This is a genomic window from Streptomyces sp. NBC_01288, assembly GCF_035982055.1.
Taxonomy (GTDB): Bacteria; Actinomycetota; Actinomycetes; order Streptomycetales; family Streptomycetaceae; genus Streptomyces.
This window is the reverse complement of the sequence record NZ_CP108427.1, coordinates 6,680,556-6,706,590: the sequence shown is the minus strand read 5'-3', so window position 1 is coordinate 6,706,590 and position 26,035 is coordinate 6,680,556. Positions and strand designations below refer to the sequence as shown.

At 70.1% G+C, this 26,035-nt stretch carries 22 protein-coding genes; 7 read left to right on the top strand and 15 right to left on the bottom strand.

The window, feature by feature from the left end; all coding sequences use genetic code 11:
• Positions 1–44: 44 nt before the first annotated feature.
• On the bottom strand, positions 45–272 hold the full coding sequence (gene chpD / locus OG194_RS30395) for a chaplin ChpD (RefSeq protein ID WP_033284615.1): 228 nt from the start codon (positions 270–272) through the stop codon (positions 45–47).
• A gap of 259 nt (positions 273–531) precedes the next feature.
• The gene (locus OG194_RS30390; protein ID WP_327403971.1) at positions 532–948 is read right to left on the bottom strand and encodes a rodlin; all 417 of its coding nucleotides are present in this window, start codon (positions 946–948) and stop codon (positions 532–534) included.
• A 191-nt stretch (positions 949–1,139) separates the two neighbouring features.
• Here OG194_RS30390 and OG194_RS30385 point away from each other — a divergent pair, with 191 nt between their 5' ends.
• Entirely contained in the window at positions 1,140–1,553 is a 414-nt protein-coding gene (locus OG194_RS30385) for a rodlin (protein ID WP_019056498.1), read from the top strand.
• A 315-nt stretch (positions 1,554–1,868) separates the two neighbouring features.
• Positions 1,869–2,279, top strand: a complete 411-nt coding sequence (locus OG194_RS30380) for a rodlin (RefSeq protein ID WP_327403970.1) — start codon at positions 1,869–1,871, stop codon at positions 2,277–2,279.
• Positions 2,280–2,339: 60 nt separating this feature from the next.
• Here OG194_RS30380 and OG194_RS30375 read toward each other — a convergent pair whose 3' ends face one another.
• From OG194_RS30375 to iolC, 10 genes are all read right to left on the bottom strand, one after another.
• A complete protein-coding gene (locus OG194_RS30375; RefSeq protein WP_327403969.1) occupies positions 2,340–4,271 on the bottom strand; it encodes an AMP-dependent synthetase/ligase in 1,932 nt (643 codons plus the stop codon).
• 85 nt (positions 4,272–4,356) lie between these two features.
• Positions 4,357–5,964 carry a vWA domain-containing protein gene (locus OG194_RS30370; RefSeq protein WP_327403968.1) on the bottom strand — a complete coding sequence of 536 codons (1,608 nt, stop codon included), beginning with the start codon at positions 5,962–5,964 and terminating at the stop codon, positions 4,357–4,359.
• Between the two features lie 148 nt (positions 5,965–6,112).
• On the bottom strand, positions 6,113–6,976 hold the full coding sequence (locus tag OG194_RS30365) for an ABC transporter permease (protein WP_327403967.1): 864 nt from the start codon (positions 6,974–6,976) through the stop codon (positions 6,113–6,115).
• Positions 6,973–9,789, bottom strand: a complete 2,817-nt coding sequence (locus OG194_RS30360) for a CocE/NonD family hydrolase (RefSeq protein WP_327403966.1) — start codon at positions 9,787–9,789, stop codon at positions 6,973–6,975. Before OG194_RS30360 ends, OG194_RS30365 begins: the two co-directional genes overlap by 4 nt.
• Positions 9,790–9,962: 173 nt before the next feature.
• Positions 9,963–11,369 (bottom strand): APC family permease, encoded by a 1,407-nt coding sequence (locus tag OG194_RS30355; protein WP_327403965.1) that lies wholly within the window; start codon positions 11,367–11,369, stop codon positions 9,963–9,965.
• A 207-nt stretch (positions 11,370–11,576) separates the two neighbouring features.
• The gene (mmsA, locus tag OG194_RS30350) at positions 11,577–13,079 is read right to left on the bottom strand and encodes a CoA-acylating methylmalonate-semialdehyde dehydrogenase (protein ID WP_327403964.1); all 1,503 of its coding nucleotides are present in this window, start codon (positions 13,077–13,079) and stop codon (positions 11,577–11,579) included.
• A gap of 14 nt (positions 13,080–13,093) precedes the next feature.
• Positions 13,094–14,977 carry a 3D-(3,5/4)-trihydroxycyclohexane-1,2-dione acylhydrolase (decyclizing) gene (gene iolD, locus OG194_RS30345; RefSeq protein WP_327403963.1) on the bottom strand — a complete coding sequence of 628 codons (1,884 nt, stop codon included), beginning with the start codon at positions 14,975–14,977 and terminating at the stop codon, positions 13,094–13,096.
• Positions 14,974–15,813 carry a 5-deoxy-glucuronate isomerase gene (gene iolB, locus OG194_RS30340; RefSeq protein ID WP_327403962.1) on the bottom strand — a complete coding sequence of 280 codons (840 nt, stop codon included), beginning with the start codon at positions 15,811–15,813 and terminating at the stop codon, positions 14,974–14,976. Before iolB ends, iolD begins: the two co-directional genes overlap by 4 nt.
• Before the next feature lie 10 nt (positions 15,814–15,823).
• Positions 15,824–16,693, bottom strand: coding sequence for a Cgl0159 family (beta/alpha)8-fold protein (locus OG194_RS30335; protein ID WP_442811810.1), 870 nt, complete (start codon positions 16,691–16,693; stop codon positions 15,824–15,826).
• Between the two features lie 170 nt (positions 16,694–16,863).
• Positions 16,864–17,814 carry a 5-dehydro-2-deoxygluconokinase gene (iolC, locus tag OG194_RS30330; protein ID WP_327403960.1) on the bottom strand — a complete coding sequence of 317 codons (951 nt, stop codon included), beginning with the start codon at positions 17,812–17,814 and terminating at the stop codon, positions 16,864–16,866.
• Positions 17,815–18,327: 513 nt separating this feature from the next.
• Here iolC and OG194_RS30325 point away from each other — a divergent pair.
• Together OG194_RS30325 and OG194_RS30320 are read left to right on the top strand one after the other, a co-directional pair.
• Positions 18,328–18,528, top strand: a complete 201-nt coding sequence (locus tag OG194_RS30325; RefSeq protein ID WP_019065707.1) for a helix-turn-helix transcriptional regulator — start codon at positions 18,328–18,330, stop codon at positions 18,526–18,528.
• 100 nt (positions 18,529–18,628) lie between these two features.
• Positions 18,629–19,216, top strand: coding sequence for a GNAT family N-acetyltransferase (locus tag OG194_RS30320; RefSeq protein ID WP_327403959.1), 588 nt, complete (start codon positions 18,629–18,631; stop codon positions 19,214–19,216).
• Here OG194_RS30320 and OG194_RS30315 read toward each other — a convergent pair.
• Positions 19,197–20,240: a zinc-dependent alcohol dehydrogenase family protein gene (locus tag OG194_RS30315; protein ID WP_327407254.1), complete on the bottom strand. Its 1,044-nt coding sequence runs from the start codon at positions 20,238–20,240 to the stop codon at positions 19,197–19,199. The genes OG194_RS30320 and OG194_RS30315 overlap by 20 nt on opposite strands.
• Positions 20,209–22,473, bottom strand: a complete 2,265-nt coding sequence (locus OG194_RS30310; RefSeq protein WP_327403958.1) for an MMPL family transporter — start codon at positions 22,471–22,473, stop codon at positions 20,209–20,211. The genes OG194_RS30315 and OG194_RS30310 overlap by 32 nt, the downstream gene beginning before the upstream one ends.
• A gap of 169 nt (positions 22,474–22,642) precedes the next feature.
• Between OG194_RS30310 and OG194_RS30305 the strand changes: the two genes are divergently transcribed.
• Positions 22,643–23,344: a TetR/AcrR family transcriptional regulator gene (locus OG194_RS30305; RefSeq protein WP_327403957.1), complete on the top strand. Its 702-nt coding sequence runs from the start codon at positions 22,643–22,645 to the stop codon at positions 23,342–23,344.
• On the opposite strand, the gene OG194_RS30300 is transcribed toward OG194_RS30305, so the two are convergent.
• Positions 23,316–24,521, bottom strand: coding sequence for a cation:proton antiporter (locus tag OG194_RS30300; RefSeq protein ID WP_327403956.1), 1,206 nt, complete (start codon positions 24,519–24,521; stop codon positions 23,316–23,318). The genes OG194_RS30305 and OG194_RS30300 overlap by 29 nt on opposite strands.
• 61 nt (positions 24,522–24,582) lie before the next feature.
• Between OG194_RS30300 and OG194_RS30295 the strand changes: the two genes are divergently transcribed.
• Together OG194_RS30295 and OG194_RS30290 are read left to right on the top strand one after the other, a co-directional pair.
• Complete coding sequence (locus tag OG194_RS30295; protein ID WP_327403955.1) at positions 24,583–25,533, top strand: PrsW family intramembrane metalloprotease; 951 nt, start codon at positions 24,583–24,585, stop codon at positions 25,531–25,533.
• An 83-nt stretch (positions 25,534–25,616) separates the two neighbouring features.
• Entirely contained in the window at positions 25,617–25,856 is a 240-nt protein-coding gene (locus OG194_RS30290; RefSeq protein ID WP_327403954.1) for a heavy-metal-associated domain-containing protein, read from the top strand.
• Positions 25,857–26,035 lie beyond the last annotated feature (179 nt).

The following is a 26,035-nucleotide window of genomic DNA, read 5'->3' as shown; positions in this document are numbered from 1 at the left end:
AGGCCGGCCATGAAACAGCCGGAACGGCTGGGGGTGCTACGTCGTCAGTCGTTGACGCAGGTGTTGCCGAACGCCGGGTTCAGCAGGCCGATCACGTCGATCGAGTTGCCGCACACGTTGACGGGGATGTGCACGGGAACCTGGACCACGTTGCCCGAGAGGACACCGGGCGAACCGACGGCCGCACCCTCGGCACCCGCGTCGGCGAAGGCCGGGGCGGCCATACCGAGAGCCATGATCGCACCAGCGACAACAGCAGCGCTCTTCTTCATGAACGTTCCCTTCTCTGCGGTCATGCCCACCATGACCTGCAGCCTGTAAAACGAGGGATAGACGCAGGAAGAAACTCAAGAACGCGTGTCAGCTGACAATTCACTCGATCGTCCGCACCGAATTGACGCGATGGCCGCACGGATGCAGAAACGCTTCTCTTCAAGGGAAGACAGGAAGAGGACGGCTATGCGAAACGGCCGGGGCGGCCCCCACGGAGATTTCCGTACGGGCCGCCCCGGCCGCTTTATTGACGGACGGTCAGCTGCCGATCGCGCCGTTGCCCGACAGGACCGGGATGTTGTCCACGAGGTGCGACAGCGGCTCGTCACCCTTGGCCTGGGTGGAGTTCTCGGCGCACTGCTGGTTCTGCGGGGCCGAGAGGACCGGCACGTCCTGGAGGACGGTGACCGGCACCAGTACGCCCACGATCGAGGCCGCGTTGGCCTTGACCGGCACGCCGAGGCACAGCTTGTTCAGGGCGCCCTGGGCGACCGAGAGCTGGGGGCTCATGTCGCCGGTCGTCTTGGCGTTGCCATAGGCCTGCTCGGCACCGTTCCCGTTGACCGTGGTGACGCCGTTGTCGTTGCCGATGGCCAGCGCCTGCGGGGCGGCCGTCGCCGAGACGCCGACGACGGAAGCCGCGACAGCCGTCGCAGCCATTGCCTTCTTGAGCATTTCTGCGGTCCTTTCCTGGCAGAGACACAATTCCTGCTCCCCCATCAACAGAGGTCGGCCGGATTGGTTGCGTGGCTTCACCCGGTTGGATTCATCTGGGCCATTGGAGTGAATCGGAGCAACCATGCGGCCCGGTGCCAGTTGTTCAGGTCGCTCCGGTGGACGGGGTTACTCCAGAAGGGACCACGCAAGTGATCAAGAAGGTTATGGCTGCTGCGGCTGTCGCCGCTTCCGTCGTCGGAGCCTCGGCTGCCGTCGCCGCCCCGGCGATGGCGATCGGTAACGACAACGGCGTCACCACGGCGAACGGCAACGGCGCCGAGCAGGTCTACGGCAACCAGGCCACGTACGGCAACATGAGCCCCCAGATGGCGCTCATCCAGGGCTCGCTGAACAAGCCCTGCATCGGCCTGCCGGCCAAGGCGAACCTGGCCTCGCTGGTCGGCCTCGTGCCGGTCACCGTCGCGCAGGACGTGCCGATCCTCTCCGCGCCGCAGAACCAGCAGTGCACCGAGAACTCCACCCAGGCCAAGGGCGACGAGCCGCTGTCGCACATCCTGGACAACATCCCGGTCCTGTCGGGCAACGGCGCTGCGGGCAGCTGACCTCGCGGACGTGCACAGCGGGCCGCCGATCTCTCGGCGGCCCGTTGGCCTGCCTCGCCGGGACGCGCGGAAGGCGGCCGAGGAGCTCGGGAAGCTGCGCGCGGCCCGTCCGCTGGTCCCCCCGCGGACAGCAGCCCCTGCCGAGCGACCCGCCGCGGATCACCCGCCGCGTCCCCGGGCGAGGAAGCCACCTTGCTTACACGCGAGCCGACTTATTGCTCCATACGGGGCAAAGGCCGCAACCAAACCAGTCATCACTCAGTTGATCATCGCGCGGCTCCGCAACGGGAGTCCGTCCTCCGAAAGGGTTTGAACATGAAGAAGCTGTGGGCGACCGCGGCTGTTGCCGCCTCCCTCGCCGGTGCCACCGCCGCTGTCGCCACCCCGGCGATGGCGATCGGCAACGACGACGGCGTCACCACCACCCAGGGCAACGGCGCCGTGCAGAAGTACGGCAACCAGGAGACCAAGGGCGACATGAGCCCCCAGCTCTCCCTCGTCCAGGGCACCCTGAACAAGCCCTGTGTCGGCCTGCCCGCCAAGGTCAACGCCGCCTCCCTGGTCGGCCTCGTGCCGGTCACCGTCCTCCAGGACGTGCCGATCCTGTCGGCCCCGCAGAACCAGCAGTGCACCGAGAACTCCACCCAGGCCAAGGGCGACGAGCCGCTGTCGCACATCCTGGACAACATCCCGGTCCTGTCGGGCAACGGCGCCGTGGGCAGCTGACCTCAGCACCACGCACCACAAGAGCGGGCCGCCGAGCACTTCGGCGGCCCGCTCTTCGTGTTACGACCGTTTCGACTTCGCGTACAGGGCCTCGATGTCCTCCGCGTACGCCGCCGTCACCACATGCCGTTTGAGCTTCAGGGACGGGGTGAGGAGGCCGTTGTCCTCGGTGAACTCGCCCTCGATCAGAGCGAAGGCGCGGATGGACTCGGCGCGGGAGACGGCCTCGTTGGCGTGGTCGACGGCCTTCTGGACGTCGGCGCGCAGGCGGGGATCCTCGACGAGGTCGGCGAGCGAGGTGTCCGCGGGGATCTTGCGGACCGCGAGCCAGTGGGCGAGGGCCTCGGGGTCGAGGGTGATCAGGGCTGCCACGTAAGGGCGGTTGTCGCCTACGACCAGGCACTGGCCGACCGGGGCGCGGCTGCGCAGGCGGTCCTCCAGGACGGCCGGGGAGACGTTCTTGCCGCCGTTGGTGACGAGGATGTCCTTCTTGCGGCCGGTGATGGTGAGGTAGCCGTCCTCGTCGAGGGCGCCCAGGTCGCCGGTCGCGAACCAGTCGTCCCGCAGTACGGCGTCGGTGGCCGCCGGGTTGTTCCAGTACGCGCCGAAGACCACCCCGCCCCTGATGAGCACCTCGCCGTCGTCGGCGATGCGGATCGTGGTGCCGGGCACCGGGAGGCCGACCGTGCCGGGGCGGGGCCGCAGCGGCGGGACGACGGTGGCGGCGGCGGTCGTCTCGGTGAGGCCGTAGCCCTCGTAGACGATGATTCCCGCGGCGGAGAAGAAGAGGTTGAGGTCGCGGTCGAGCGGGGAGCCGCCGCTGATCGCGTAGCGCAGGCGGCCGCCGAGTTCCTTGCGGATACGGCGGTACACCAGCAGGTCGTAGAGGGCCCACGCGGCATAGAGGGCGGGGCCGGGGCCCTTGCCGGTGCCGAGGAACTTGTTCAGGTAGGCCTCGCCGAAGCGGACGGCGATGCGGTCGGCGCGGTCGAAGGAGGCGGCGCGGCCCATCTTCTCGGCGGTCGCGCGGCCGGCGTCGTGGATCTTCTCGAAGAGGTACGGCACGCCGACGAGGAACGTGGGCCTGAACTCCTTCAGCGCCGGGCGGAGTTCGTCGGGCTTGATGCTCGGGCAGTGGCCGATCTCGATGCGGGCCATCAGGCAGGCGATCTGGAGGGTGCGGCCCATGATGTGCGCGAGCGGGAGGAAGAGCAGCGTCGAGGCGACCTGGCCGGTGATCTCCGTGAAGAGGGGGTGCAGCAGCTCGACCATGTTGGCTGCCTCGGCGTGCAGGTTGGCGTGGGTGAGGACGCAGCCCTTGGGGCGGCCGGTGGTGCCGGAGGTGTAGCAGATCGTCGCGATCGTGTCCGGGGTGAGGGACGCGCGGCGCTTGGTGATCTCGTCGTCGGGCAACTCCTCGCCCAGAGCGGTGAGTTCGGCCATGGCTCCGGCGTCCAGCTGCCAGACGCGCGGGGGTTGGGGGTGGCGGGCCGTGCCGGTGGTGACCGTGTCGGTGTTCTCGGCGGTCTCCGTGACGACGAAGCGGGTGCCCGAGTCCCTGACGATCCACTCCACTTGTTCGGCGGACGAGGTGGCGTAGATCGGTACCGTCTGGCCGCCGGCCGCCCAGATCGCGAAGTCGAGGACCGTCCACTCGTAGCGGGTACGGGACATGACCGCGACCCGGCCGCCCGGTTCGAGGCCCGCGGCTAGCAACCCCTTTGCCGTGGCGGTGACTTCGCGGGCGAAGGCGGTCGCGGTGACGGGGTGCCAGGTGCCGGCCTGTTCGCGGCGGAGGACCACGGTGTCGGGGGCCTCCGCCGCGTTGGTGAACGGGAGGTCGGCGGTGCTGCCGGTCGTCGGGCGCGCGGCGAGCGGCAGTGTGCCCGCCTCCCGTACGACACCCCGCTCGTCCCTGGTGAGTTGGACCCGGGTGCGGGCCGCCAGGTCGGTGCGTTGCCGCGCCCGCTTCAGGTCCTTGCGTACGCCCATGACGACTCCCGGTCGACGGTGACTGGGACGTCAACCTACTCGCAAGTAGGGGAAGGTCAATGGGGCCTGTGCGGTTCCGGTGGGTTCAGTCGGTTCGGCGGGCCTCGTCGATCGCCTCTGCGAGTTGTCGTACGTCCGTGTCCTCCGTTTTCTTCGCCAACGTGTGGGCGCGGGTGGCGAGTTGACCGAGGCCGGGGTTGCCGGGCAGGGTGCCCGCGCTGTCCTCGGGCGAGCGGAGGGTGTCGGCGAAGTAGGCGGCCACGGCGGTGACTTGGAAGGTGTTCGGGGCACTGTTCAGTGAGTCGTGCAGGGCGTCGGTCTCCAGTTGGCCCGATTCCTCGTGCGGGGCGCGGGTGTTCGGGTCGAGCCAGCGGACGCTCGCGGTGGCGAGGTGGCCGTCGGCGCCGGGCCTGGTGCGGACGGCGTAGAGGGCGGTGACGGTGTGGCCGGGGCCGATCTCGCCGCCGTCGACGTTGTCGTTGCGGAAGTCGTCGTCGGCGACCTTGCGGTCCTCGTAGCCGATGAGGCGGAACTGGGCGACCGTCTCGGGGTCGAAGGCGACCTGGGCCTTGGCGTCGCGGGCTGTGAGGTCGATGTTCTGCGGGAGTTGGTCGACGAAGACCTTGCGGGCGTCGGCGCCGTCCGAGATGTACGCGGTGTGGCCGTCGCCCTTGTCGGCGAGTTTCTCCATCAGGGCGTCGCCGTAGTCGCTGCCTACGCCGACGCCGAAGAGGGTGATGCCGTGGTCGCGGCGTTCGTCCGCGATGCGGTCGAGGATCGAATCGGCGTTGGTGTCACCGGTGTTGGCGAGGCCGTCGGAGACGAGGACGACGCGGTTGGTGGCGCCCTTGCGCAGGCCCTCGGTGGCGGTGGCGTAGCCGGTCTCGACGCCCGCGCCGAGGTTGGTCGAGGACTGGGTCTCCAACTCGTCGATGGCGTCGTGGACTTGGCCGCGGTGGCCGTCGAGGCGGGTCATCGGGAGGACGGTCTCGGCCTCGTCGCTGAAGGTGACGAGCGCGACCGAGTCGTCGTCGCGGAGTCGGTCGGTCATGTCGTCGAGGGATTTCTTGGCGAGGTCCAGGCGGCCCGTCTCGCTCATCGAGCCGGAGACGTCGATGACGAACGTCAGGGCGGCGGGCGGGCGTTCGTCGGTGGAGTCGGCGGTGCGGGTGGCGAGGCCTACGCGGACGAGGGACCAGTTGGAGCTGTCGGTGCGGGCGCCGTCGACGGTGACCGTGAAGCCGTTGCCGTCAGGGCGTTCGTAGTCCTGGCGGAAGCTGTTGACGAACTCCTCGGGGCGGATCGTGGACGGGTCGGGGCGCCCGCCGTCGGCGAGGACGCGGCGGGCGTAGCCGTAGGACGCGGTGTCCACGTCGAGGGCGAAGGTGGAGAGGTAGTCGGGGGACGGGGCGACCTTGTCGGCGGGGGTGCCGGTCTCTTCGCCGTTCTGGTCCGCGCTCTGTCCGCCGTTCTGTTCGCCGCCGGAGGCGACGGGCGGGGCCGGTGCCGGGAAGCCGGTCCGGTTCGACGCGTCCGAATTGCTGGAGTTGCTGCCGCCGCCGCCCGCGCCGCAGCCCGTGAGCAGTAGGCCGCCCGCGGCGGTGACGGCGAGCAGGGTGGTACGCAGTCGCCGGGTGCGGTGGCGTGACCGCTCCCCCGGCAGCTCGCCCGGTCGTGTTCGGTTGGTCTCCATCTCCCGTGCCCCCTCGGTCCGTTGACGTCGACTTCTTGCGACTGTGACGGCGGAGGGGGCGGGAATGTGCGCTACGGGGAGTTGCGGAAGCGTCTCGAAGGGGTCGCGATCAAGGCCCGTCGAGACCGGGGGGAGATCCTCCGGTGACCTAGGACACGATGTCCTTGCGGGCGAAACCCCGGAAGGCCAGGGCGAACAGGACGATGGCGTAGGTAACGGAGACCGCGGTGCCCTGGATCATGCCGGACCACTCCGGATGGGGCTGTACGGCGTCCGCCCACGCGAACTGCCAGTGCGCGGGCAGGAAGTCGCGCCAGTGGCCGAGGGCCGTGACGGCGTCCAGGACGTTGCCGACGATGGTCAGGCCGACCGCGCCGCCGACCGCGCCCAGGGGTGCGTCGGTCTTGGTCGAGAGCCAGAACGCGAGCCCTGCGGTGACCAGTTGGGACACGAAGATGAACGCCACGACGACCAGCAGGCGTTGGGCCGCCGTGCCCGCGCCGATCGCGCCGCCGGTGGGCAGCTCCAGCGGTCCCCAGCCGTAGGCGGCGGTGCCGACGGCCAGGGCGACGAGCGGGAGCAGGATCATCGCGGCGAGGCTGAGGCTCAGGCCGACGACCAGCTTGGACCACAGGAGGCGGGCTCTCGGCACGGGTGCCGCGAGCAGATAGCGCAGGGAGGACCAGCTGGCTTCCGAGGCGACCGTGTCCCCGCAGAACAGGGCGACCGGGACGACCAGCAGGAAGCCCGCCGACACGAACAGGTTCACCGCGGCGAAGTTGGCGCCGGACGAGGTGGCCGTGTCCATCAGCGTCAGCTGGGAACCCCGGTCGCCCGGGGTGCCGCCGATCGCGAAGGCGGCGACCAGGATGAAGGGCAGCGCGGCGAGGATGCCGCCCATGACCAGCGTGCGGCGCCGCTTCAACTGCCGGACCAGCTCCACCCGTAGGGGCAGGGTGCGGCCGGGCCGGTAGCCGGAGGCCACCTCGACGGGCTCGGCGAGCGTGCTCATGCGGAACCTCCGATCAGGGTGAGGAAGGCGTCTTCGAGTCGGCGGTGGGGGCCGACCGAGGAGACGGGGACTTCCAGGCGGACGAGTTCTACGAGGAGGCGGGCTGCGGTGCCTGAACCTTGGGGACCTTGGGTGGGAGGTGGGGACGCCGTGCCCTCGGTGGCGGCACCACCCGGTGTGACTGCGGCAGCCGTGGCGGCGGCCGTACTCGCCCCGTTCGTCGGGGAGTTGGCGGACACCAGCGCATCATCCGGCGCCGGTGCCGGTGCGTCACCCGGCGCCAGCCGCACCAGCAAGCCGCCCTCCGCGCGGACCACCGACTCCACGTCCGTAAGCGCCGCGATCTTGTCCACCAGGAGGTCGGGGATGTCAGCCGCCAGGCCGACGAGGAGGGTGTCTCCGGAGCCGATGATCTCGGCGACCGGGCCCGCCTGGACGAGGCGGCCTCGGTCCATGACCACCAGGTGGGTGCAGGTCTGTTCGACCTCGGCGAGGAGGTGGCTGGAGACGATGACCGTGCGGCCCGCTTCCGCGTAGCGGATCATCACCTCGCGCATCTCGCGGATCTGGGGCGGGTCGAGGCCGTTGGTCGGTTCGTCGAGGATGAGGAGGTCGGGGAGGCCGAGCATGGCCTGGGCGATGGCGAGGCGCTGGCGCATGCCCTGGGAGTAGGTGCGGACCGCGCGGGCGAGTGCGTCGCCGAGGCCGGCGATCTCCAGGGCCTCCTCCAAGTGGGCGTCCTGGGGCGGGCGTCCGGTCGCCTGCCAGTACAGCTCCAGGTTCTCGCGGCCGGAGAGGTGCGGGAGGAAGCCCGCGCCCTCGACGAAGGCGCCGACCCGGGACAGCACCGGGGCGCCCGGGCGGATCGCGTGGCCGAAGACCCTGATCTCACCGGCGTCCGGTTTGATCAGGCCCATCAGCATGCGCAGGGTGGTCGTCTTGCCCGCGCCGTTCGGGCCCAGGAGGCCGAGCACCTGGCCCTTCTCGACGCGGAAGGACAGGTCCCGTACCGCGTACCGGTCCGCCGACTTCGCGTACCGCTTGCTCAAGTCGGTGATCTGGAGCGGGACTTCGGACAGTTCGGGGGCGGGGGGTGCCGTGGCGGTGCGTCGGCGGCCGGTCAGCAGCAGGGCCAGGGCGATCGCCGCGCCCGCCAGCGGGAGCCACCACACCCAGGACGGGAGCGTCGCCGCCGCGGTGGTGACGCCGGGGGCCGTCGGTACCTTGAGGTCGCTCTTCAAGGTGACGGTGTACGTCGCCGGGGCGGCCGGGGAGGCGTAGCCGAGGTCCGTCGAGGCGAGGACCAGGCGCAGGTGGTGGCCGCTCTGGACGTCGTGGTCGATGGCCGGGAGGGTGATCGTGACGTCCTTGCCGGCCTTGGTGCCGTCGACCCTGAGGGGGGTCACCAGCTGGGAGGGGAGCACCTGTTGGGTGCCGCCGGGGCCCACGTCGTAGACCTTGCCGAAGAGGACGGTGTCGTCGCTGGTCGACTTGACGTGGACGGTGACCGTGGGCGAACCGGTGATGCGGAGGCTCTTGGTGACGGGGGCCGAGTCGAACGCGGCGTACTGGCCGGGGAAGTCGAGGGACACCCCGATGCCCAGGGAGGACAGTTGCGAGAGGCCGCCCGTGCTGCCGAGGCCGGGCAGGGCCGAGATGGCGGGTGGGCTGGCGCCGGCCGGGTTGGTGAAGGACTGCTCGCGGCGGCCGGTCAGGGCGATCGTGCGCGGGTCGCTCTCCAGGCCGGGGTACGCGCTGCCGCTCGCGCCGCGCAGCAGGGCGGCGCCGTCCGTGGAGTCGACGCCTCCGGTGCGGGTGACGCGGAACGCCGGGCCGGTGTCGGTGTTCTTGTCGTCCTTCAGGTACCGGTCGAACCAGGACGTCACGCGTGCCTGGACGCGGCTCGTCTCCATGTCGCCGCCGTCGTGGCCGCCCGCGATCCAGTCGACGTCCACGGGGGCGCCGTTCGCGCGGATCGCCTTCTCGGCGGCGTCGGCCTGGCCGAGCGGGAAGAGGGAGTCCGTCTGGCCCTGGATCAGGAGGGTCGGCACGTTGATGTGCGTGGCCACGGCCGACGGTGAACGGGCTTCGAGGAGTGCGCGGGCCTGGGCGTCCGGCTTGCCGGACTCGGCGACCCGGTCGTACATCTGGCACAGCGCGGGCTCGAACTTGGCGCAGCCGCCACCGGAGTTGATGAAGATTCCGGCCCAGAGCTTCTTGAAGACGCCGTTCGGGAACAGGGCGTCCGCGAGGTTCCAGTACGTGATCGCCGGGGCGATCGCGTCGACCCGGTCGTCGTAGCCGGCGGCGAGGAGGGAGATGGCTCCTCCGTAGGAACCGCCTGCCATGCCCACGCGCGGGTCGCCTGGTTTGTCGAGTTCGACGTCCGGTTGCTTCGCCAGCCAGTCGATCAGCTTCGATACGTCCTTGACCTCGCCGGACGGGTCGTTCAGGCCGATCTTGCCGGTGGACTTGCCGAAGCCTCGGGCGGACCAGGTCAGTACCGCGTAGCCGTCCTTGGCCAGGTCTTGCGCTTCTTTTCGTACGTCTTCTTTGTTGCCGCCGAAGCCGTGGGCAAGGAGGACTGCGGGGCGGCGGGTTGATCCGCCCGTTGTGAAGTACGAGGTGTCCAGGGTGACGCCGTCGATCGCCATCATGCGGTCTGTCTGGTGGACCGGGGGTGTGGTGTCCGAGGCTGCGGCCGTCCAGGTGCCGGCGGCGGCGAGCACGACGACGGCTGCGGTGGCTGCCAGCCAGCGCCGGGGGTGTCGTGGTCGTCGTAGGCCTTGCAGCCCGGGCAGTCGAAGATCCATGTGTCAACGGTACGGGGCGTCTCTGACAGTTGGGGCAGACCCTGGGGTGAACCGGGGGTGAGGTGTGTACCGCGCTTGGTGTACGGCCAATAGCTCGGGTGGCGCTGTTTGCTGCCGAGTGCGGGTGCGCTGTGGCTGAGCGCGCAGTTCCCCGCGCCCCTAAAAGACCCCCTCTAGTTCTCCGGGATTGAGATCAGCCAGCGGGTCTCCCTGCGCGGGCGGAGATAGAACGCCCAGTAGAGAGTGGCCAGCGTCACTATGCCGCCCGTCCAGAGCAAGTAGGTCGTCTCCTGCTGGGTGAGGATGTAGGCCAGGACTGCGATCAAGAGGATCGGCATTCCGGGCCATAGCGGCATGCGCCACGCGTGCGTGTGCCTGTGTTGTCCGCGGCGGGAGAGCAGGGCGGCTACCGCGACCAGGAGGTACATGCCGGTCACCGAGACGCCTGTCACGCCGTACAGGGTGTCGAGGTTGACGAAGCAGAGGACCGCTCCGGGGATGCCTACGGCGAGCGTGGCCACCCAAGGGGATCCGAAGCGGCCCAGTTTCGAGAAGACCGTGTTGACCGGGTGGGGCCAGGCCTTGTCCCGGGCCGAGGCGAAGAGGACTCGGGAGTTCTGGATGACCATGACGATGCCGGCGTTGATGATCGCGAGGGCTACGCAGAGGCTGACGAAGGTGCCGACCGCGGAGTTGGACCAGGCTGTCACCATCGATCCGATGTCGCCGCCGGTCAGGGTTGAGAGGTCGTTCGCGCCCATCGTGATCGCGACCACCGGGACCAGGATGATCACCGTCGAGATCGCGAGGGTGGCCAGGACCGTGCGGGCTACGTTGCGGCGCGGGTTCTCCAGTTCTTCGGAGAGGTAGACCGCCGTCGAGAAGCCTTGCGTGACGAACAGGGCTATCGCCAGGCCCGAGACCACCAGCATCGCCGTCACCGTGTCCGTGTGGCCGCCTGTCCCGGCTACCTGCATCGAGGTCAGGCTGCCGAGGCCTCGTTGGCTGTGCGTGAAGCCGAGCAAGGCTACGACTCCTGCCGCTATGACCTCCAGGACCAGGAAGATGCCCGTGATCCACGCGTTGGCCCGCAGGTCCAACAGGCCTGCCAGCGTTGCCAGGAGCATCACTCCGGCGCCGGTCATGGACGGGTTCAGGTGGGCTATCGGGGCCAGGTAGTCCGCCGTGCCCATCGCTATCACCGGCGGGACGATCATCACGACCAGGAGGGAAAGGACGAAGACCAGCCAGCCCGCGAGCCTGCCCGCCAGGGTTGACACCATCGCGTACTCGCCGCCCGCGCTGGGGATGAGGGTGCCCAGTTCCGAGTAGCAGAACGCCACGGCGATGCAGAGGACCGAGCCGATCGCGATCGTGAGGGCGGTCGCAGTGCCGAGCGAGCCGAACAGGTCGGGGACGACCACGAAGAGCGTCGACGCCGGTGTCACGCAGGAGAGCGTGAGGAGCGTGCCGCCGACGATGCCGATGGAGCGCTTCAGCTGTTGCGGACGCCCGGAGGTGTCCGGCGCCTCGGCTACGGCTGCTCCGGTGGCTTCGGCGGTGGGGAGGGTGTCGGTCACGCGCTGATGGAACATTGACGGAAACCATCACGTCAATGGGTGTTCACCTACGGAATCCGTTGATCCAGTCCGGATGGAGTGCCGTATTCGGCACCCGGAGGCAGTACCGGTCCCGCATGCGAGCGCTACGGGAACCGCAGCCGTCGTAGGCGAAAAAAAGGGGCCGTCCGCGATCCGGACGGCCCCATGTGTCGAGCTTGGCGATTCTCAGTGGTTGCGCGGGAAGCCCAGGTCCACGCCCGACGGGCCGTCGGCCGGGTCCGGCCAGCGGGTCGTGACGACCTTGCCGCGGGTGTAGAAGTGCGTGCCGTCGTTGCCGTAGATGTGGTGGTCCCCGAAGAGGGAGTCCTTCCAGCCGCCGAACGAGTGGTAGCCCACCGGGACCGGGATCGGGACGTTGACGCCGACCATGCCGGCCTCGATCTCCAGCTGGAAGCGGCGGGCGGCGCCGCCGTCGCGGGTGAAGATCGCGGTGCCGTTGCCGAAGGGGGAGGCGTTGATCAGCGCCACGCCCTCGTCGTACGTGTCGACGCGCAGGACGCAGAGGACCGGGCCGAAGATCTCGTCCTGGTACGCCTTCGCCGTCGTCGGCACCTTGTCGAGGAGGGAGATGCCGATCCAGTGGCCGTCCTCGAAGCCCTCGACCGTGTAGCCGGTGCCGTCGAGGACGACCTCCGCGCCCTCGGCCGCCGCGCCGGTGACGTAGGACGCCACCTTGTCGCGGTGGACCGCGGTGATCAGCGGGCCCATCTCGCTCGTGGGGTCGTTGCCGGGGCCGATCTTGATCTTCTCGGCGCGCTCGCGGATCTTCTCCACCAGCTCGTCGCCGATCGAACCGACCGCCACGACGGCCGAGATGGCCATGCAGCGCTCGCCCGCCGAGCCGTACGCCGCGCTCACGGCCGCGTCCGCCGCCGCGTCGAGGTCGGCGTCCGGGAGGACCAGCATGTGGTTCTTGGCGCCGCCCAGGGCCTGGACCCGCTTGTGGTTCGCGGCGGCCGTGGTGTGGATGTAGCGGGCGATGGGCGTTGAACCGACGAAGGACACCGCCTTGACGTCCGGGTGGTCAAGGAGGCGGTCCACCGCCACCTTGTCGCCGTTGATGACGTTGAAGACGCCATCCGGGAGGCCTGCCTCGGCCAGCAGTTCAGCGATCTTCAGGGACGCCGACGGGTCCTTCTCGGATGGCTTGAGGACGAAGGTGTTGCCGGTCGCGATGGCGATCGGGAACATCCACATCGGCACCATGGCCGGGAAGTTGAACGGCGTGATGCCCGCGACCACGCCCAGCGGCTGGCGGATCGAGGAGACGTCTACGCGGCTCGCGACCTCGGTCGACAGTTCGCCCTTCAGCTGCACGGTGATCCCGCACGCCAGGTCGACGATCTCCAGGCCGCGCGCGACCTCGCCCAGCGCGTCGCTGTGCACCTTGCCGTGCTCGGCGGTGATCAGCTCGGCGATCGCGTCCCGGTTGGCGTCCAGCAGCGCGCGGAACTTGAACAGGATCGTGGTGCGCTTGGCGAGGGACGAGGTGCCCCAGGTCGCGTACGCGTCCTTCGCCGCTGCTACGGCCGCGTCGACCTCGTCGACGGTCGCGAAGGCGACCTTGGTGGTCACCGCGCCGGTCGCCGGGTCGGTGACCGGCCCGTACGTGCCCGACGCGCCTTCGACGGACTTGCCGCCGATCCAGTGGTTGACGATCTTCGTCATGCCCAGATGCTCCTTCACAGATGGCGGCGTCGGGTGGAGACGTGCCGTTCGTACAGCTCACGTGCCTTGACCGCGGACGATCGGGTCGCGGTCGCGGCCACAGGTACATCCCACCAGGCCTGCGCCGGGGGCGCGCCCGACACTGTGTCTGCGGTTTCGGTCTCCACGTAGACACATGTGGGAGTGTCGGCGGCCCGCGCCACGGCGAGTGCCTCGCGCAGGTCGCTGACGGTCTTCGCGCGCAGCACACGCATGCCGAGGCTGGCCGCGTTGGCGGCGAGGTCGACGGGCAGCGGGGCGCCGGTGTAGGTGCCGTCGTCCGCCTGGTGACGGTAGGCCGTGCCGAAGCGCTCGCCGCCCACCGACTCCGACAGGCCGCCTATGGAGGCGTACCCGTGGTTCTGTATCAGCAGGACCTTGATCGCGATGCCTTCTTGTACGGCGGTCACGATCTCCGTCGGCATCATCAGATACGTGCCGTCGCCGACCAGCGCCCACACCGGCCGGTCCGGCGCGGCCAGCTTCACGCCGATCGCGGCCGGGATCTCGTAGCCCATGCAGGAGTAGCCGTACTCCAGGTGGTACTGGTCGAACGACCGCGTCCGCCACAGCTTGTGCAGATCGCCGGGGAGCGATCCCGCCGCGTTGACGATGATGTCCGACGCGTCGACGATCTCGTCCAGTGCGCCCAGGACTTGGGGCTGTGTGGGGCGTACGTCGGGTTCCTCCGCCTCGTAGCAGGCGTCGACGCGTTGCTCCCAACGCTCCTTGTCCTCGCGGTACTCGGCGATGTAGGACGCGGTGACCCGGTAGGGGTCCGGGCCCAACTCCCCTGCCAGCGCGGTGAGTCCGTCGCGCGCGTCCGCGATCAGCGGCTGCCCGGCGAGCTTGTGGCCGTCGTAGGCACCGATGTTGAGGTTGAGGAAGCGGACGCCGGGGCGTTCGAAGAGGGTGTGGGAGCCGGTGGTGAAGTCGGTGTAGCGGGTGCCGATGCCGATCACCAGGTCGGCCAGGCGGGCGAGTTCGTCGGCGGTCGCGGTGCCGGTGTGGCCGATGCCGCCGACGTCCTGGGGGTGGTCGTGGTTCAGGGAGCCCTTGCCGGCCTGGGTGGAGGCGACCGGGATGCCGGTGGCCGACGCGAACTCCGCGAGGGCCGCCTCCGCGCGGCTGTGGTGGACTCCGCCACCCGCGATGATCAGGGGGCGCTCGGCCGCGCGAACTGCCCTTACCGCTTCGGCCAGTTCGGCCGGGTCGGCGGGCGGTCGCCTTACGTACCAGGTGCGTTCGGCGAAGAACTCGTCCGGCCAGTCGTACGCCTCGGCCTGAACGTCCTGCGGGAGAGCGAGAGTCACGGCTCCGGTCTCCACGGGGTCGGCGAGCACGCGCATGGCGTTCAGGGCGGCGGGGATGAGCGCTTCCGGGCGGGTGACGCGGTCGAAGTACTTCGACACCGGGCGCAGGCAGTCGTTGACCGACACGTCGCCCGCGTACGGGACTTCGAGCTGCTGGAGCACCGGGTCGGCGGGGCGGCCGGCGAAGGTGTCGCCGGGGAGGAGCAGGACCGGGAGGTGGTTGATGGTGGCGAGTGCGGCGCCGGTGACGAGGTTGGTGGCGCCGGGGCCGATGGACGTCGTAACGGCGTGTGCCGCCAGGCGATTCGACTGACGCGCGTAGCCGACCGCCGCGTGGACCATGGACTGTTCGTTGCGGCCCTGGTGGTACGGCATCTCGTCGCTGTACTCGATGAGTGCCTGGCCGAGGCCGGCCACGTTGCCGTGGCCGAAGATGCCCCAGGTCGCGTCGATCAACCGCCGCCGTACGCCGTCGCGTTCGGTGAACTGGACGGACAGGAACCGTACGAGTGCCTGTGCGACCGTCAGCCTCGTCGTCGAGGTCATCGGTAACCACCTGTGCTTTCAACGTGGTCCGGGTGGAAGCAGATCCGCCACTCCCTCGTTCCACCCGGCCCCGCCATGACGTTCAGGTAGTACATGTCGTGACCCGGCTGGGCGATCGACGGACCGTGCCAGCCATCGGGCACGAGCACGGCGTCGCCGGAGCGGACCTCCGCGAGGACGTCGGATCCGCCCTCACGGGAGGGGAATACGCGCTGATAGCCGAAACCGTTCGGGCCGTCGATCTCGAAGTAGTAGATCTCCTCCAACTCGGCTTCCTCGCCCGGCCGTTGTTCGTCGTGCTTGTGGGGCGGGTACGAGGACCAGTTGCCACCGGGGGTGATGACCTCGACGGCGATCAACTTGTCGCAGGCGAAGGCGTCGGCCGAGGCGAAGTTGCGGACGCGGCGAAGGCAGGTGCCGTCGCCGCGTCGTTCCACCGGAACCTCCGGCGCGGGGCCGTAGCGAGCGGGGAGTCGTCGCTCGCACTTCGCTCCTGCCAGGGCGAAGCGGCCTCCCGCGCCGGAGGCGATCTTGGCCTGGGCGTCACGGGGCACGTACGCGAAGTCGGTGACTCCGGCGAACACGCTTTCCCTGCCCAGGAGTTGGAACTCTTCGTCCGCAATTCGCACGGTACATCCACCGCTGAGCGGAAGCACGATCCACTCGCTGTCCCCGGTGGTGAAGTGGTGTGTCCCGCCCGGCTCCAGCTCGACGACCCGCAGACTGCTGTGGGTCCAGCCGGCCCGCTTCGGGTCGATGTCCACGGCGTACTGCGCGTTGCCGGCGGAGCCCTTGGGGACGTACAGCTCGGGAACGTACGGCTCGGCGGTCGTCATAAGGCGGCCCTCACAGCAGTCCTACGGCGGTGTCCACGGCGGCGGAGACGTCTCCGTCCGGCGGGTAGAGCAGCGAGCGGCCGACCACGAGGCCGCGCACGGTGGGGAGTTGGAGGGCGCCGCGCCACTTCTCGTAGGCGCCGTCCTGGTCGTCGCCGACCTCGCCGCCCAGCAGCACGGCGGGGAGGGTGGAGGTCTCCATGACCCGGGCCATGTCGTCCGGGTTCTCGGTGACGGGGAGCTTGAGCCAGGTGTAGGCCGAAGTGCCGCCCAGGCCCGAGGAGATGGCGATGGACTTGATGACGGCATCGGCGGAGAGGTCGTTCTTCAGCTTGCCCTCGTCGGTGCGGCGGCTGATGAACGGCTCGACGAACAGCGGGAGTTGGCGCGCGGCCATGTCGTCGATGGCGCGGGCGGTGGACTCCAGGGTGGTGAGGGAGCCCGGGTCGTCGTAGTCGATGCGCAGGAGCAGTTTGCCCGCGTCGAAGTTGAGGCGCTCGATGTCCTGGGCGCGGTGGCCGGTGAAGCGGTCGTCGAGTTCGAAGCTGGCGCCCTGGAGGCCGCCGCGGTTCATCGAGCCCATGACGACCTTGCCGTCGAGGGCGCCGAGGAGAAGCAGGTCGTCCAGGATGTCGGCGGTCGCGAGGACGCCGTCGACGCCGGGGCGGGAGAGCGCCAGGCAGAGGCGTTCGAGGAGTTCGGCGCGGTTGGCCATGGCGAACTTGTGCTCGCCGACGCCGAGCGCGCCGCGGGCCGGGTGGTCGGCGGCGACGATCATCAGCCGGCCGGCGTCGTTGAGGAGGGGGCGCCGGACGCGCCGGGCGGCGGCCTCGGCGATCGCCTCGGGGTGGCGGGAGCGGACGCGGACGAGCTCGGAGATGTCGACGCGGGGGCCGGTGCGGATGCCGGTACCCGTGCCGTTAGTGACTTCGTGGCCGGAGACGTCGTCCCCGGCGTCCTGGTCACCGTGCGCGTGCGCCACGCCGTCCCCGCCCTCGTACTGGCCCTCGTACTCGCCCCCGTGCTCGGCGCCCGCCACGCGGCCGGCCCTCACAGGACCGCTCCGGCGGCGATCGCGCCCTCGACCTCGGCGACGGTGGGCATCGCGGAGGAGCACTCCAGGCGGGAGGCGACGATCGCGCCGGCCGCGTTGGCGTGCCGCATGATCTTCTCCAGGTCCCAGCCGGACAGCAGGCCGTGGCACAGGGAGCCGCCGAAGGCGTCACCGGCGCCGAGTCCGTTGAGGACGGTCACGGGCAGCGGGGGCACCTCGGCGGTCGTACCGTCGCGGTGCACGGCCAGGACGCCCTTGGGGCCCTGCTTGACCACGGCGAGTTCGACACCGGCGTCCAGGAGCGCGCGGGCTGCGGCGTGCGGTTCGCGTACGCCGGTGGCGACCTCCACCTCGTCGAGGTTGCCGACGGCGACGGTGGTGTGGCGGAGGGCCTCTTCGTAGAAGGGGCGGGCCGCGCTCGGGTCCTTCCAGAACATCGGGCGCCAGTCGAGGTCGAAGACCGTCGTACCGGACTTGGCGCGATGCGCGAGGGCCGCGAGCGTGGCCGTACGGCTGGGCTCCTCGCTCAGGCCGGTGCCGGTGATCCAGAAGATGCGGGCCTCGTGGATCGCGTCCAGGTCGAGGCCGTGGGCGTCGATCTCCAGGTCCGGGGCCTTGGGCTGCCGGTAGAAGTACAGCGGGAAGTCGTCCGGCGGGAAGATCTCGCAGAAGGTGACCGGGGTCGGGTACTCCGCGACGGGCGTGACCCAGCGGTCGTCGACGCCGAAGTCGCGCAGCGCCTCGTGCAGGTAGGTGCCGAAGGGGTCGTCGCCGGTGCGCGAGACCAGGGCGACCTCGCGGCCCAGCCGGGCGGCGGCGACCGCGACGTTCGCCGCCGAGCCGCCGAGGAACTTCCCGAAGGTCGTCACCTGGGGCAGCGGCACGCCCGTCTGCAACGGATAGAGGTCCACCCCTAGCCGCCCCATGGTGATCAGGTCGTACGCCATCGACTTCCCTTCGCGCCCGCGCGTCCGGACCCCCTGAGGACCAAATGCGGAGCGGCTTCGTTTCGGCTCTCCACGGTTTGTAGTCCCGCGCCCCGAGCCCTGTCAATGTTTTGTCCAGACATTCGGACGAGATGGGGGCGGGTTGGGGGTAAGGGCTTGCACTGTGAGGGCCGGGACAGGTTGTTCGTCGGGTGCGGGTGCGTTGTGGCTGAGCGCGCCCACGCGGCGGAGCCGCACATCGATACAGCCCCGCGCCCCTATCGGGGCGCTCCAGTCAACGCGCCGCGCCCTTGCGCCCGCGTGCGCCTTTGCTTCACCTGTGTCACAAAAGCCCCCCTCGTGTCACACATATCGCGTGTACGCGGGTTTTGCGTCACACCCGGTCGACAGGCGCTTCCCGTCCCTCACTCTGCGTCGTTCACCCGGCACAGGCTTGTGATCGCCAGCGCAGCGCACGGCTCCCCCGACGGCCGCCCCCGGCCGCCGCCGCGGCGCGCGCAGGGAGGTGCACTCATGACCGACCGACGGCTCTGGTCGTACAAGGAAATCGCGGCCCACATCCGCGTCCAGCCCGACACCGTCCGCTCCTACCGCAAGCACGGCCTGCTGCCCCCGCCCGACCACGTGGAGAGCGGCAAGCCCTACTGGTACGCCGACACGGTCCGCGCCTGGGTCGCCTCCCGGCCGGGCAACCGGGGTCGCAGAGACGACTGAGTCGAGCGGGTGCGCGGACGCGGTACCGGGCGCCCGGTACCGCGTCCGCGGGCGGGCAATCCGGTTGCCGGCACGACCGGCCGCGGCCGAGGATCCCCGGATGAACCTCTCCGCCAAACCCGTCCTCACCGGCCAGAAGACCGTCCTCCGCCCCTTCACCGCGTCGGACGCCGATCCGATGTGGCAGTTGATCCAGGACCCGGAGGTCGTCCGCTTCACCTTCGAGCCGTCGACCGAACTCACCTTGGAGCGACTGCGTTCCGTCTACGGCGCCCGGGCCACCCAGTCCGACCGCCTCGACCTCGCCGTCACCGACCCCGCCACCGGCGAACTCCTCGGCGAGGTCGTCCTGTTCGAGTGGGATCCCGCCGCCCGCAGCTGCGCCTTCCGCACCCTCATCGGCCCCCGTGGCCGCGGCCGGGGCATCGGCACGGAGGCGATCCGCCTGATCCTCGGGTACGGATTCGAGCAACTGGGCCTGCATCGAGTCCAGTTGGAGGTCTACGGCAACAATCACCGGGCCCGGCGGGTGTACGAGAAGGTCGGGTTCGTGGTCGAAGGCGTGCGACGCGAGGCCCAGTCGCGGGACGGGGAGTGGGTCGACGAGGTGCTCATGGGCGTGCTGGATCGCGAGTGGAGCGTGCATCGCGGGTACCCCGAGGCCGCGTTCAACTCCACGGCTCGATGATCGTCACCCCCGCTCCCGGTGCCGTACCCATCGCGGCGAGCGCCGCCGGGGTCTCGTCCAGGGTGATCGTGGCGGTGGCCAGGAGGTCGGGGCGGAGTGCTCCCGCGCGGACCAGTTCCAGCATGGGCGGGTAGGTGTGGGCCGCCATGCCGTGGCTGCCGAGGAGTTCGAGTTCCAGGGCGATGGCGCGGGCCATGGGAACCGGGGTCGTGCCGGACGGGGAGGGGAGGAGGCCGACCTGGATGTGGCGGCCCCGTCGGCGCAGGCCGTTCACCGAGGCGGCGCAGGTCGCCGGGGAGCCCAGAGCGTCCAGGGACAAGTGGGCGCCGCCGCCTGTCAGTTCGCGTACCGCCTGTGCCGTGTCCGGGGTGCTCGTGCCGTCCACGCACTCCGTCGCCCCGAACTTCCTTGCCAGCGCGAGTGCTTGGGGTGAGATGTCGACCGCGATGACCCTGGCGCCCGCGGCCGCCGCGATCATCACCGCCGACAGGCCGACTCCCCCGCAGCCGTGCACCGCGACCCACTCCCCCGGCGCGACCCGGCCCCGCTGCACCACCGCGCGGAACGCCGTCGCGAACCGGCAGCCCAGGGAGGCCGCCGTCGCGAAGGTCATCTCGTCCGGCATCGCGACCAGGTTCACGTCGGCGTGGTCCAGGGCGACGTACTGGGCGAAGGAGCCCCAGTGGGTGAAGCCGGGCTGGGTCTGGCGCTCGCACACCTGTTGGTCGCCTGCGGCGCAGGCGGGGCAGGTTCCGCAGGCGCACACGAACGGGACGGTGACTCGGTCGCCGGGGTGCCAGCCCGTTACCCGGGGGCCCAACACCTCTACGACACCGGCGAGTTCGTGGCCCGGTACGTGGGGCAATGTGATGTCGGGGTCGTGGCCCTGCCAGCCGTGCCAGTCGCTTCGGCAGAGGCCGGTGGCTTCGACCCGGACGATTACTCCGTGGTCGGAGGGGTGAGGGTCTGGTACGTCTCGTACCTCGGCGGGGTCACCGTATTGCTCGAACACCACCGCTTTCACTTGGGCTCCCATCGCCGTTTTTGTCTGCGGGATCGTCGTGGCTGGTCGCGCAGTTCCCCGCGCCCCTTTCGGGGCGCTCATCCTCAGCCTCTCTTAGACCGAACCGGTCGTGAAAGCGTCGCAACGGACCCGGCGCCCACCAAGTCGCCCGTCCCGTCAGCTTCATCACCGCCGGGACCAGGAGGCTTCGGACGATCATCGCGTCCATCAGTACCGCGAGCGCGATGCCCAGGCCCAGCATCTTGGTGTTGGTGACCCGGGAGGTGCCGATCGCGATCATCACCACCGCGAGGATGACGGCGGCGGCGGTTATCAGGCCGCCTGTGCGCTGGAGGCCGTGGCGGACCGCCTCGTTGTGGTCGCCCGTGCGGTCGTACTCCTCCTTGATGCGGGAGAGCAGGAACACGCCGTAGTCCATGGAGAGTCCGAAGGCCACGCAGAACATCAGGACCGGGAGGGTGGTCTCTATGGAGCCGGTGCTGGTGAAGCCGAGGAGGCCGGAGAGGTGGCCGTCCTGGAAGACCCAGACCACTGCACCGAACATCGCCGTGAGGCTGAGCGCGTTGAGCAGGACCGCCTGGATCGGGATCAGGACGCTGCCGGTCAGGAGGAAGACCAGGAGCAGGGTGACGACGGTGATGAGGGCGGCGGCCCAGGGCAGGCGGGTGGCTATCGCGTGCTTGGAGTCGACCAGGACGGCCGCCGTGCCGGTCACCTCGGTGGTGAAGGGGGCGTCCGTGGCGCGCAGGTCGCCGACCAGGCGTTGGGCCGGGTCGTCGACGGCCTCGCCCTTGGGCAGCACCGTGAAGTACGCCGAGTCGCCCTTCACCAGGGGGCCGTCCACCCGTGCCACCTCGGGGAGTTGGGCGATCCGGGACTTGTACGCGCTGTACTGCGCCGGTGTCGCCCGGCCCTCGGCGAGCACTTCGAGGCCGCCGCCGGGGTTGCCCGGGAAGCCGTCGCGGATGTGCTGCTGCACGACGTGCGACTCGGCGCCCGAGGGCAGTTGGCGGTCGTCCGCCGTGCCGAACTTGACCCCCAGGAAGGGCAGTCCGAGGAGGACCAGGACGGCTGTGGTGGCGAGGGCGAAGAAGGGGGCCCTGCGCATCACCAGGCTCGCTGTGCGCGCCCAGCCTGTGCCCTCCTCGCCGGAGACCTTCGCCGGGCGGCCTCGCCGGAACAGGCGCCGTAGATCGAGGGAGTTGACCCGGTGGCCGAGCAGCAGCAGGGCCGCCGGGAGGAGGATCAGGGCGGCTGCCGCTGCCAGGAGGACCACGGCGATGCCCGCGTAGGCGAAGGAGCGCAGGAAGTACATCGGGAAGACGAGCATCGCGGCCAGGGAGACCGCGACCGTGAGGGCGGAGAAGAGCACCGTGCGGCCGGCCGTGCGCAGGGTGGTGGCGATGGCCGGCAGCGGGTCGGCGCCGGTGGCCAGTTCCTCGCGGAAGCGGCGGACGATGAACAGGGCATAGTCGATGGCCAGTCCGAGGCCCAGGGCCGTGGTGAGATTCATCGCGAAGACCGAGACGTCGGTGAACTCCGTGAGACCGCGCAGCACCGCGTTGGTCCCGAGGATCGCGACGATGCCGATGCCCAGGGGCAGCAGGGCCGCGATCGCGGAGCCGAAGACCATCACCAGCAGGAGCAGGGTCACCGGCAGGGCGATCATCTCGGCGCGTGCCAGGTCTTCCTTGATGATCGTCTGCATCTCGTGGCGGACGGCGACGATGCCGCCGACCTTGACGTGCACCGGGCCGTGCGTGCCCCGGAGGGTGGGTGCGATGCGGTCCAGGGTGTCGTTCGTCGCCTTCTCGTCGCCCGTGAGGTGGGCGGCGATCAGCGCCTCGTGACCGTCCTTCGCGCGCAGGGACGGGGATTTGGTCTGCCAGTAGGAGCCGACACCGGTGATGCCTCGCTCGCTCGCCAGGCGGGCCGTGAGGCGGTCGGCCTCTGCGGCGACCGCCGGGTCGTCCACCGAGGCGCTGCCGGAGTCGACGAGGAGCAGGAGGTTGGGCTGCGAGGCCGGGAACTCGCGCTCCAGCGCCTTGGTCGCGTACGTCGACCGGGCGTTCGGGTCCTCCCAGCCGCCGCTGCCCAGCCGGTCGGCGACTCCGCTGCCGGCGACCACGGCGAGCGCGGTGAGCACCAGGGCGACGAGCAGCGACAACCGGGGGCGGGCGGTCACGAAACGCGTCCATCCCCCGAGCCGCGGTGGGCTGTTGACTTCGGTCATCGTGCGGTGCTCCCCTTCACCTTGACCCGGCCACCGCGCAGAGCGGTGGCATGGGTCGGCCCTGCAATAGAATGGGAAACACGAGACACCGCTCGCGTTTCACCGGAACACCAGAATGCGAGCGACCGCTCGTGTTTGTCAACGTCGTTCGGAGAGCTGGGGATAACTCGTGCCCGTGGACCAGGAGAAGACAGGCCCCCGCCGCCAGGCCCGCGGCGAGCGCCGCATCGCCCAGCTGCTGGAGGCCGCCGCCTCCGTCTTCTGCACGACGGGCTACACCGCGTCCAGCACCAACGCCATCGCCCGCGAGGCCGGCGTCTCACCCGGCACGCTCTACCAGTTCTTCCCGAACAAGGAAGCGATCGCGATCGAGCTGGGCGACCGGCTGCTGCACGAGATGCGGGACATGTACGGCGAGGCGCTCGCCCCGGTCGACCCGTCGACCCCGCTGGAGGAGGCGGTCGGCGCGGTGGTCGACCGATTCACCGCGTTCAACTGCCGGCACCCGGTGTTCTTCGCCCTGATGCACGGCCCGGACCTCCCCGGCCGGCTCGCCGAGGACCACGACGCGCTGCACGCGAACCTGCACGCCGGGATAGAGGCGGTGATCGCGGTGTACCTGCCCGACGCCCCCGCCGCCGACGTCACCCGCACCGCCCGCATGTGCCTGGGCCTCTACAAGGCCGGCCTCGAACTGGTCCTCTCGCACGAGGGCGCCGAGCGCGAGGCCTACATCCAGGAGCTGAAGAAGGTCCTGATCCGCTATCTGGCGCCGGTTGTCGCCGAGAACCGGTCCGAGGACCGGACCGAGATCCAGGCCGAGAACCGGGCCCCGGGAGACCTCACCACGACTCGGCCCCGGACTCCCTGACGGCCCCCTCCGCCCTCACCCGCTCGCCCCGCAACCGCAGCGCGAGCAGCGGGAACACCAGCACCGACACCATCGCCGCCCCGACCAGCGCCGCCGCGTCCGCCGACTTCAACACCTTGTCGTCGACCCCGATGGTGGTGATCGCGACGACCAGTGGCAGTGCGGTGGACGCGAACAGGGTGAGGGCACGCCGGTCCCGTCGTACGAGATCGCGCGGGGCGAGGACGTAGACCGGAAGGCCGCGGACGAGCAGGAAGAGGGCCAGGAACACCGGGAGCAGCAGCAGGGCGTGGCCCCCGGAGAGCAGGGCGTCCAGGTCGAACTCGATGCCGGTGACCACGAAGAACACCGGCACCAGGAAGCCGAAGCCCATCCCCTCCACCTTCTCCAGGACCGAACCCGCGCTCTCCGGGGCCGCGCCGTGCAGCACCAGGCGGGTGATCAGGCCGGCGGCGAAGGCGCCGAGGAGGGTGTCGAGGCCGAGGGCCCCGGAGATGCCCAGCATGACCGCCAGGAGGAGCACCACCAGCCGTACGGCGAACTGGCCGCTGCTGTGCAGGGTCTTGGCGATGACCCGGGAGAACCATGGCGGGCGGGGACGTAGCGCCCACCACACGGCCGCGGCGGTGAGCAGTGCGAACGCGGCCAGGAGTGCTGTGGAACGGCCCGGCGCCCGCCCGCTCAGCAGCAGCGCCATCGCGATGATCGGGCCGAACTCCCCCACCGCGCCGACCGCCAGCATCACGGAGCCGAAGCGCGAGTGCAGGTCCCCCGCGTCGCGCAGCACCGGCAGGACCGTGCCCAGGGCGGTGCTGGTGAGGGCCGTGCCGACGTAGACGCCCTTGGACCAGCCGGAGAGGAGGGTCGCCAGGGCCAGGCCGAAGGCCAGGGAGATCAGCCACGCGCGTACCGACCGTTTGAGGGTGTCCCCGCGGATCTTGTCGAACTCGATCTCGTACCCGGCGAGGAAGATCAGCATCGTCAGACCGAGGTCGGACAGGGTGTCGATCACTTCTCCGTCGCCCGCCCAGCCGAGTACGTCGGGACCGACCAGGATGCCGAGGACGATCTCGAAGATGACCAGCGGGACCGGGAGCAGGCGGCTGATTCCGTAGGCCAGCAGGGGGGCCAGTACCGCGATGGCCATGATCAGAACGAGCGTCCCGGACTGCGACATGAGGCCTATCTACCATAAAGTGCCGGTAAATCTGCCCTGTAGGAGTACGAGGGGATTTGCCGTGACCTACTCTCCGCCGCCCGGTGCGCCCCGGGCCCGTATCCCCGGGCCGCAGCAGCCGCCGCCGACGTACCCCCAGATCCGCACCGGCCTGTGGAAGCACTGCCTGGGCGGCGGGCTGGCGCTGTGGGTGCTGACCGCGCTGGTCACGTACGCGACGAAGAACACCACCCTGCTGCCGACGCTGATCCTGCTCGGCAGCTTCCTGGTGCCGGTGACCTTCGTCCTGTGGGCGTACGAACGGCACGGGCGCGACCTGGGCGTCAGCGTGATCCTGGGCTGCTTCCTGACCGGCGGCACGCTCGGGGTGCTGGGCGCCTCGGTGATGGAGTACTACCTGTTGCACCCCTCCTTGTGGATGTTCGTCGGCGTCGGTCTCATCGAGGAGGCCGTGAAGCTGGGGGCGCTGATGTTCGTGCTGCGCCGGCAGCCCCGGCTGCACGGGATGCGTGCCGGGCTGATCCTCGGCGCGACGGTCGGCTTCGGGTTCGCCGCCCTGGAGAGCGCCGGGTACGCCTTCAACGCGGCCGTCTCCGCGAAGGGCATCGATCTGCGCGCGCTCCTGGAGACCGAGATCCTGCGCGGGGTCCTCGCCCCCTTCGGGCACGGCCTGTGGACGGCGATCGCGGGTGGCGTGCTGCTCACGTACCGGCAGTTGAACGGGCGCTTCCGGTTCACCGCGCCGGTCGTCGGCACGTATGTCGGCGTCTCCTTGCTGCACGCCCTGTGGGATTCGACGCACGGCATCGCCATCTGGCTGGTGGCCCGGCTCTCGGGCACGGGCCTGGACAGACAGCTCTTCGCCCAGGGGTACATCCCGACCCCGACCGACCGACAGGAGCATCTGTTCACGATGTTCTCGGTGGGCGGGATGGTGCTCGTGGCCCTGCTCGGCATCGCCTGGGTGCGGTCGCTGGCCCGGCGCGACCCCTCTTGGAGAAATACCCCCTAGGGGTATAGTGTGGAGCACAGAGTGAGCCACCGTGGGCCACTCCGACCCCATCTGCCTCCACACGCCTCCACGAGGAGAACGACATGACCGCCCAGACCGACACCCAGGGTTCCGTCACCACCGTCTACAAGGTGAGCGGGATGAGCTGCGGACACTGCGAGGGCTCCGTCTCCGGCGAGATCTCCGGGCTGCCGGGCGTCACCTCGGTGAAGGCCGTCGCGTCGACCGGCGAGGTCACGGTCGTGTCGGCCGCCCCGCTCGACGACGAGACCGTCCGCGCGGCGGTCGACGAGGCGGGCTTCGAGCTCGTCGACCAGGCCTGAATGACCCGCGCCCCGAAGGGGGCGCGGGGAACTGCGCGACCAGCCACGGCGCCGCAGACGACCGACGGCACATCGCAGCACTCCCAGCGGAACGCCCCCGCACGACACTTCCGTTTTTCGACCGGGCCGTGCCGACCAGCTGATACTGGCTCCGTGCGGTCCGGTCCGATGTCTGGAGT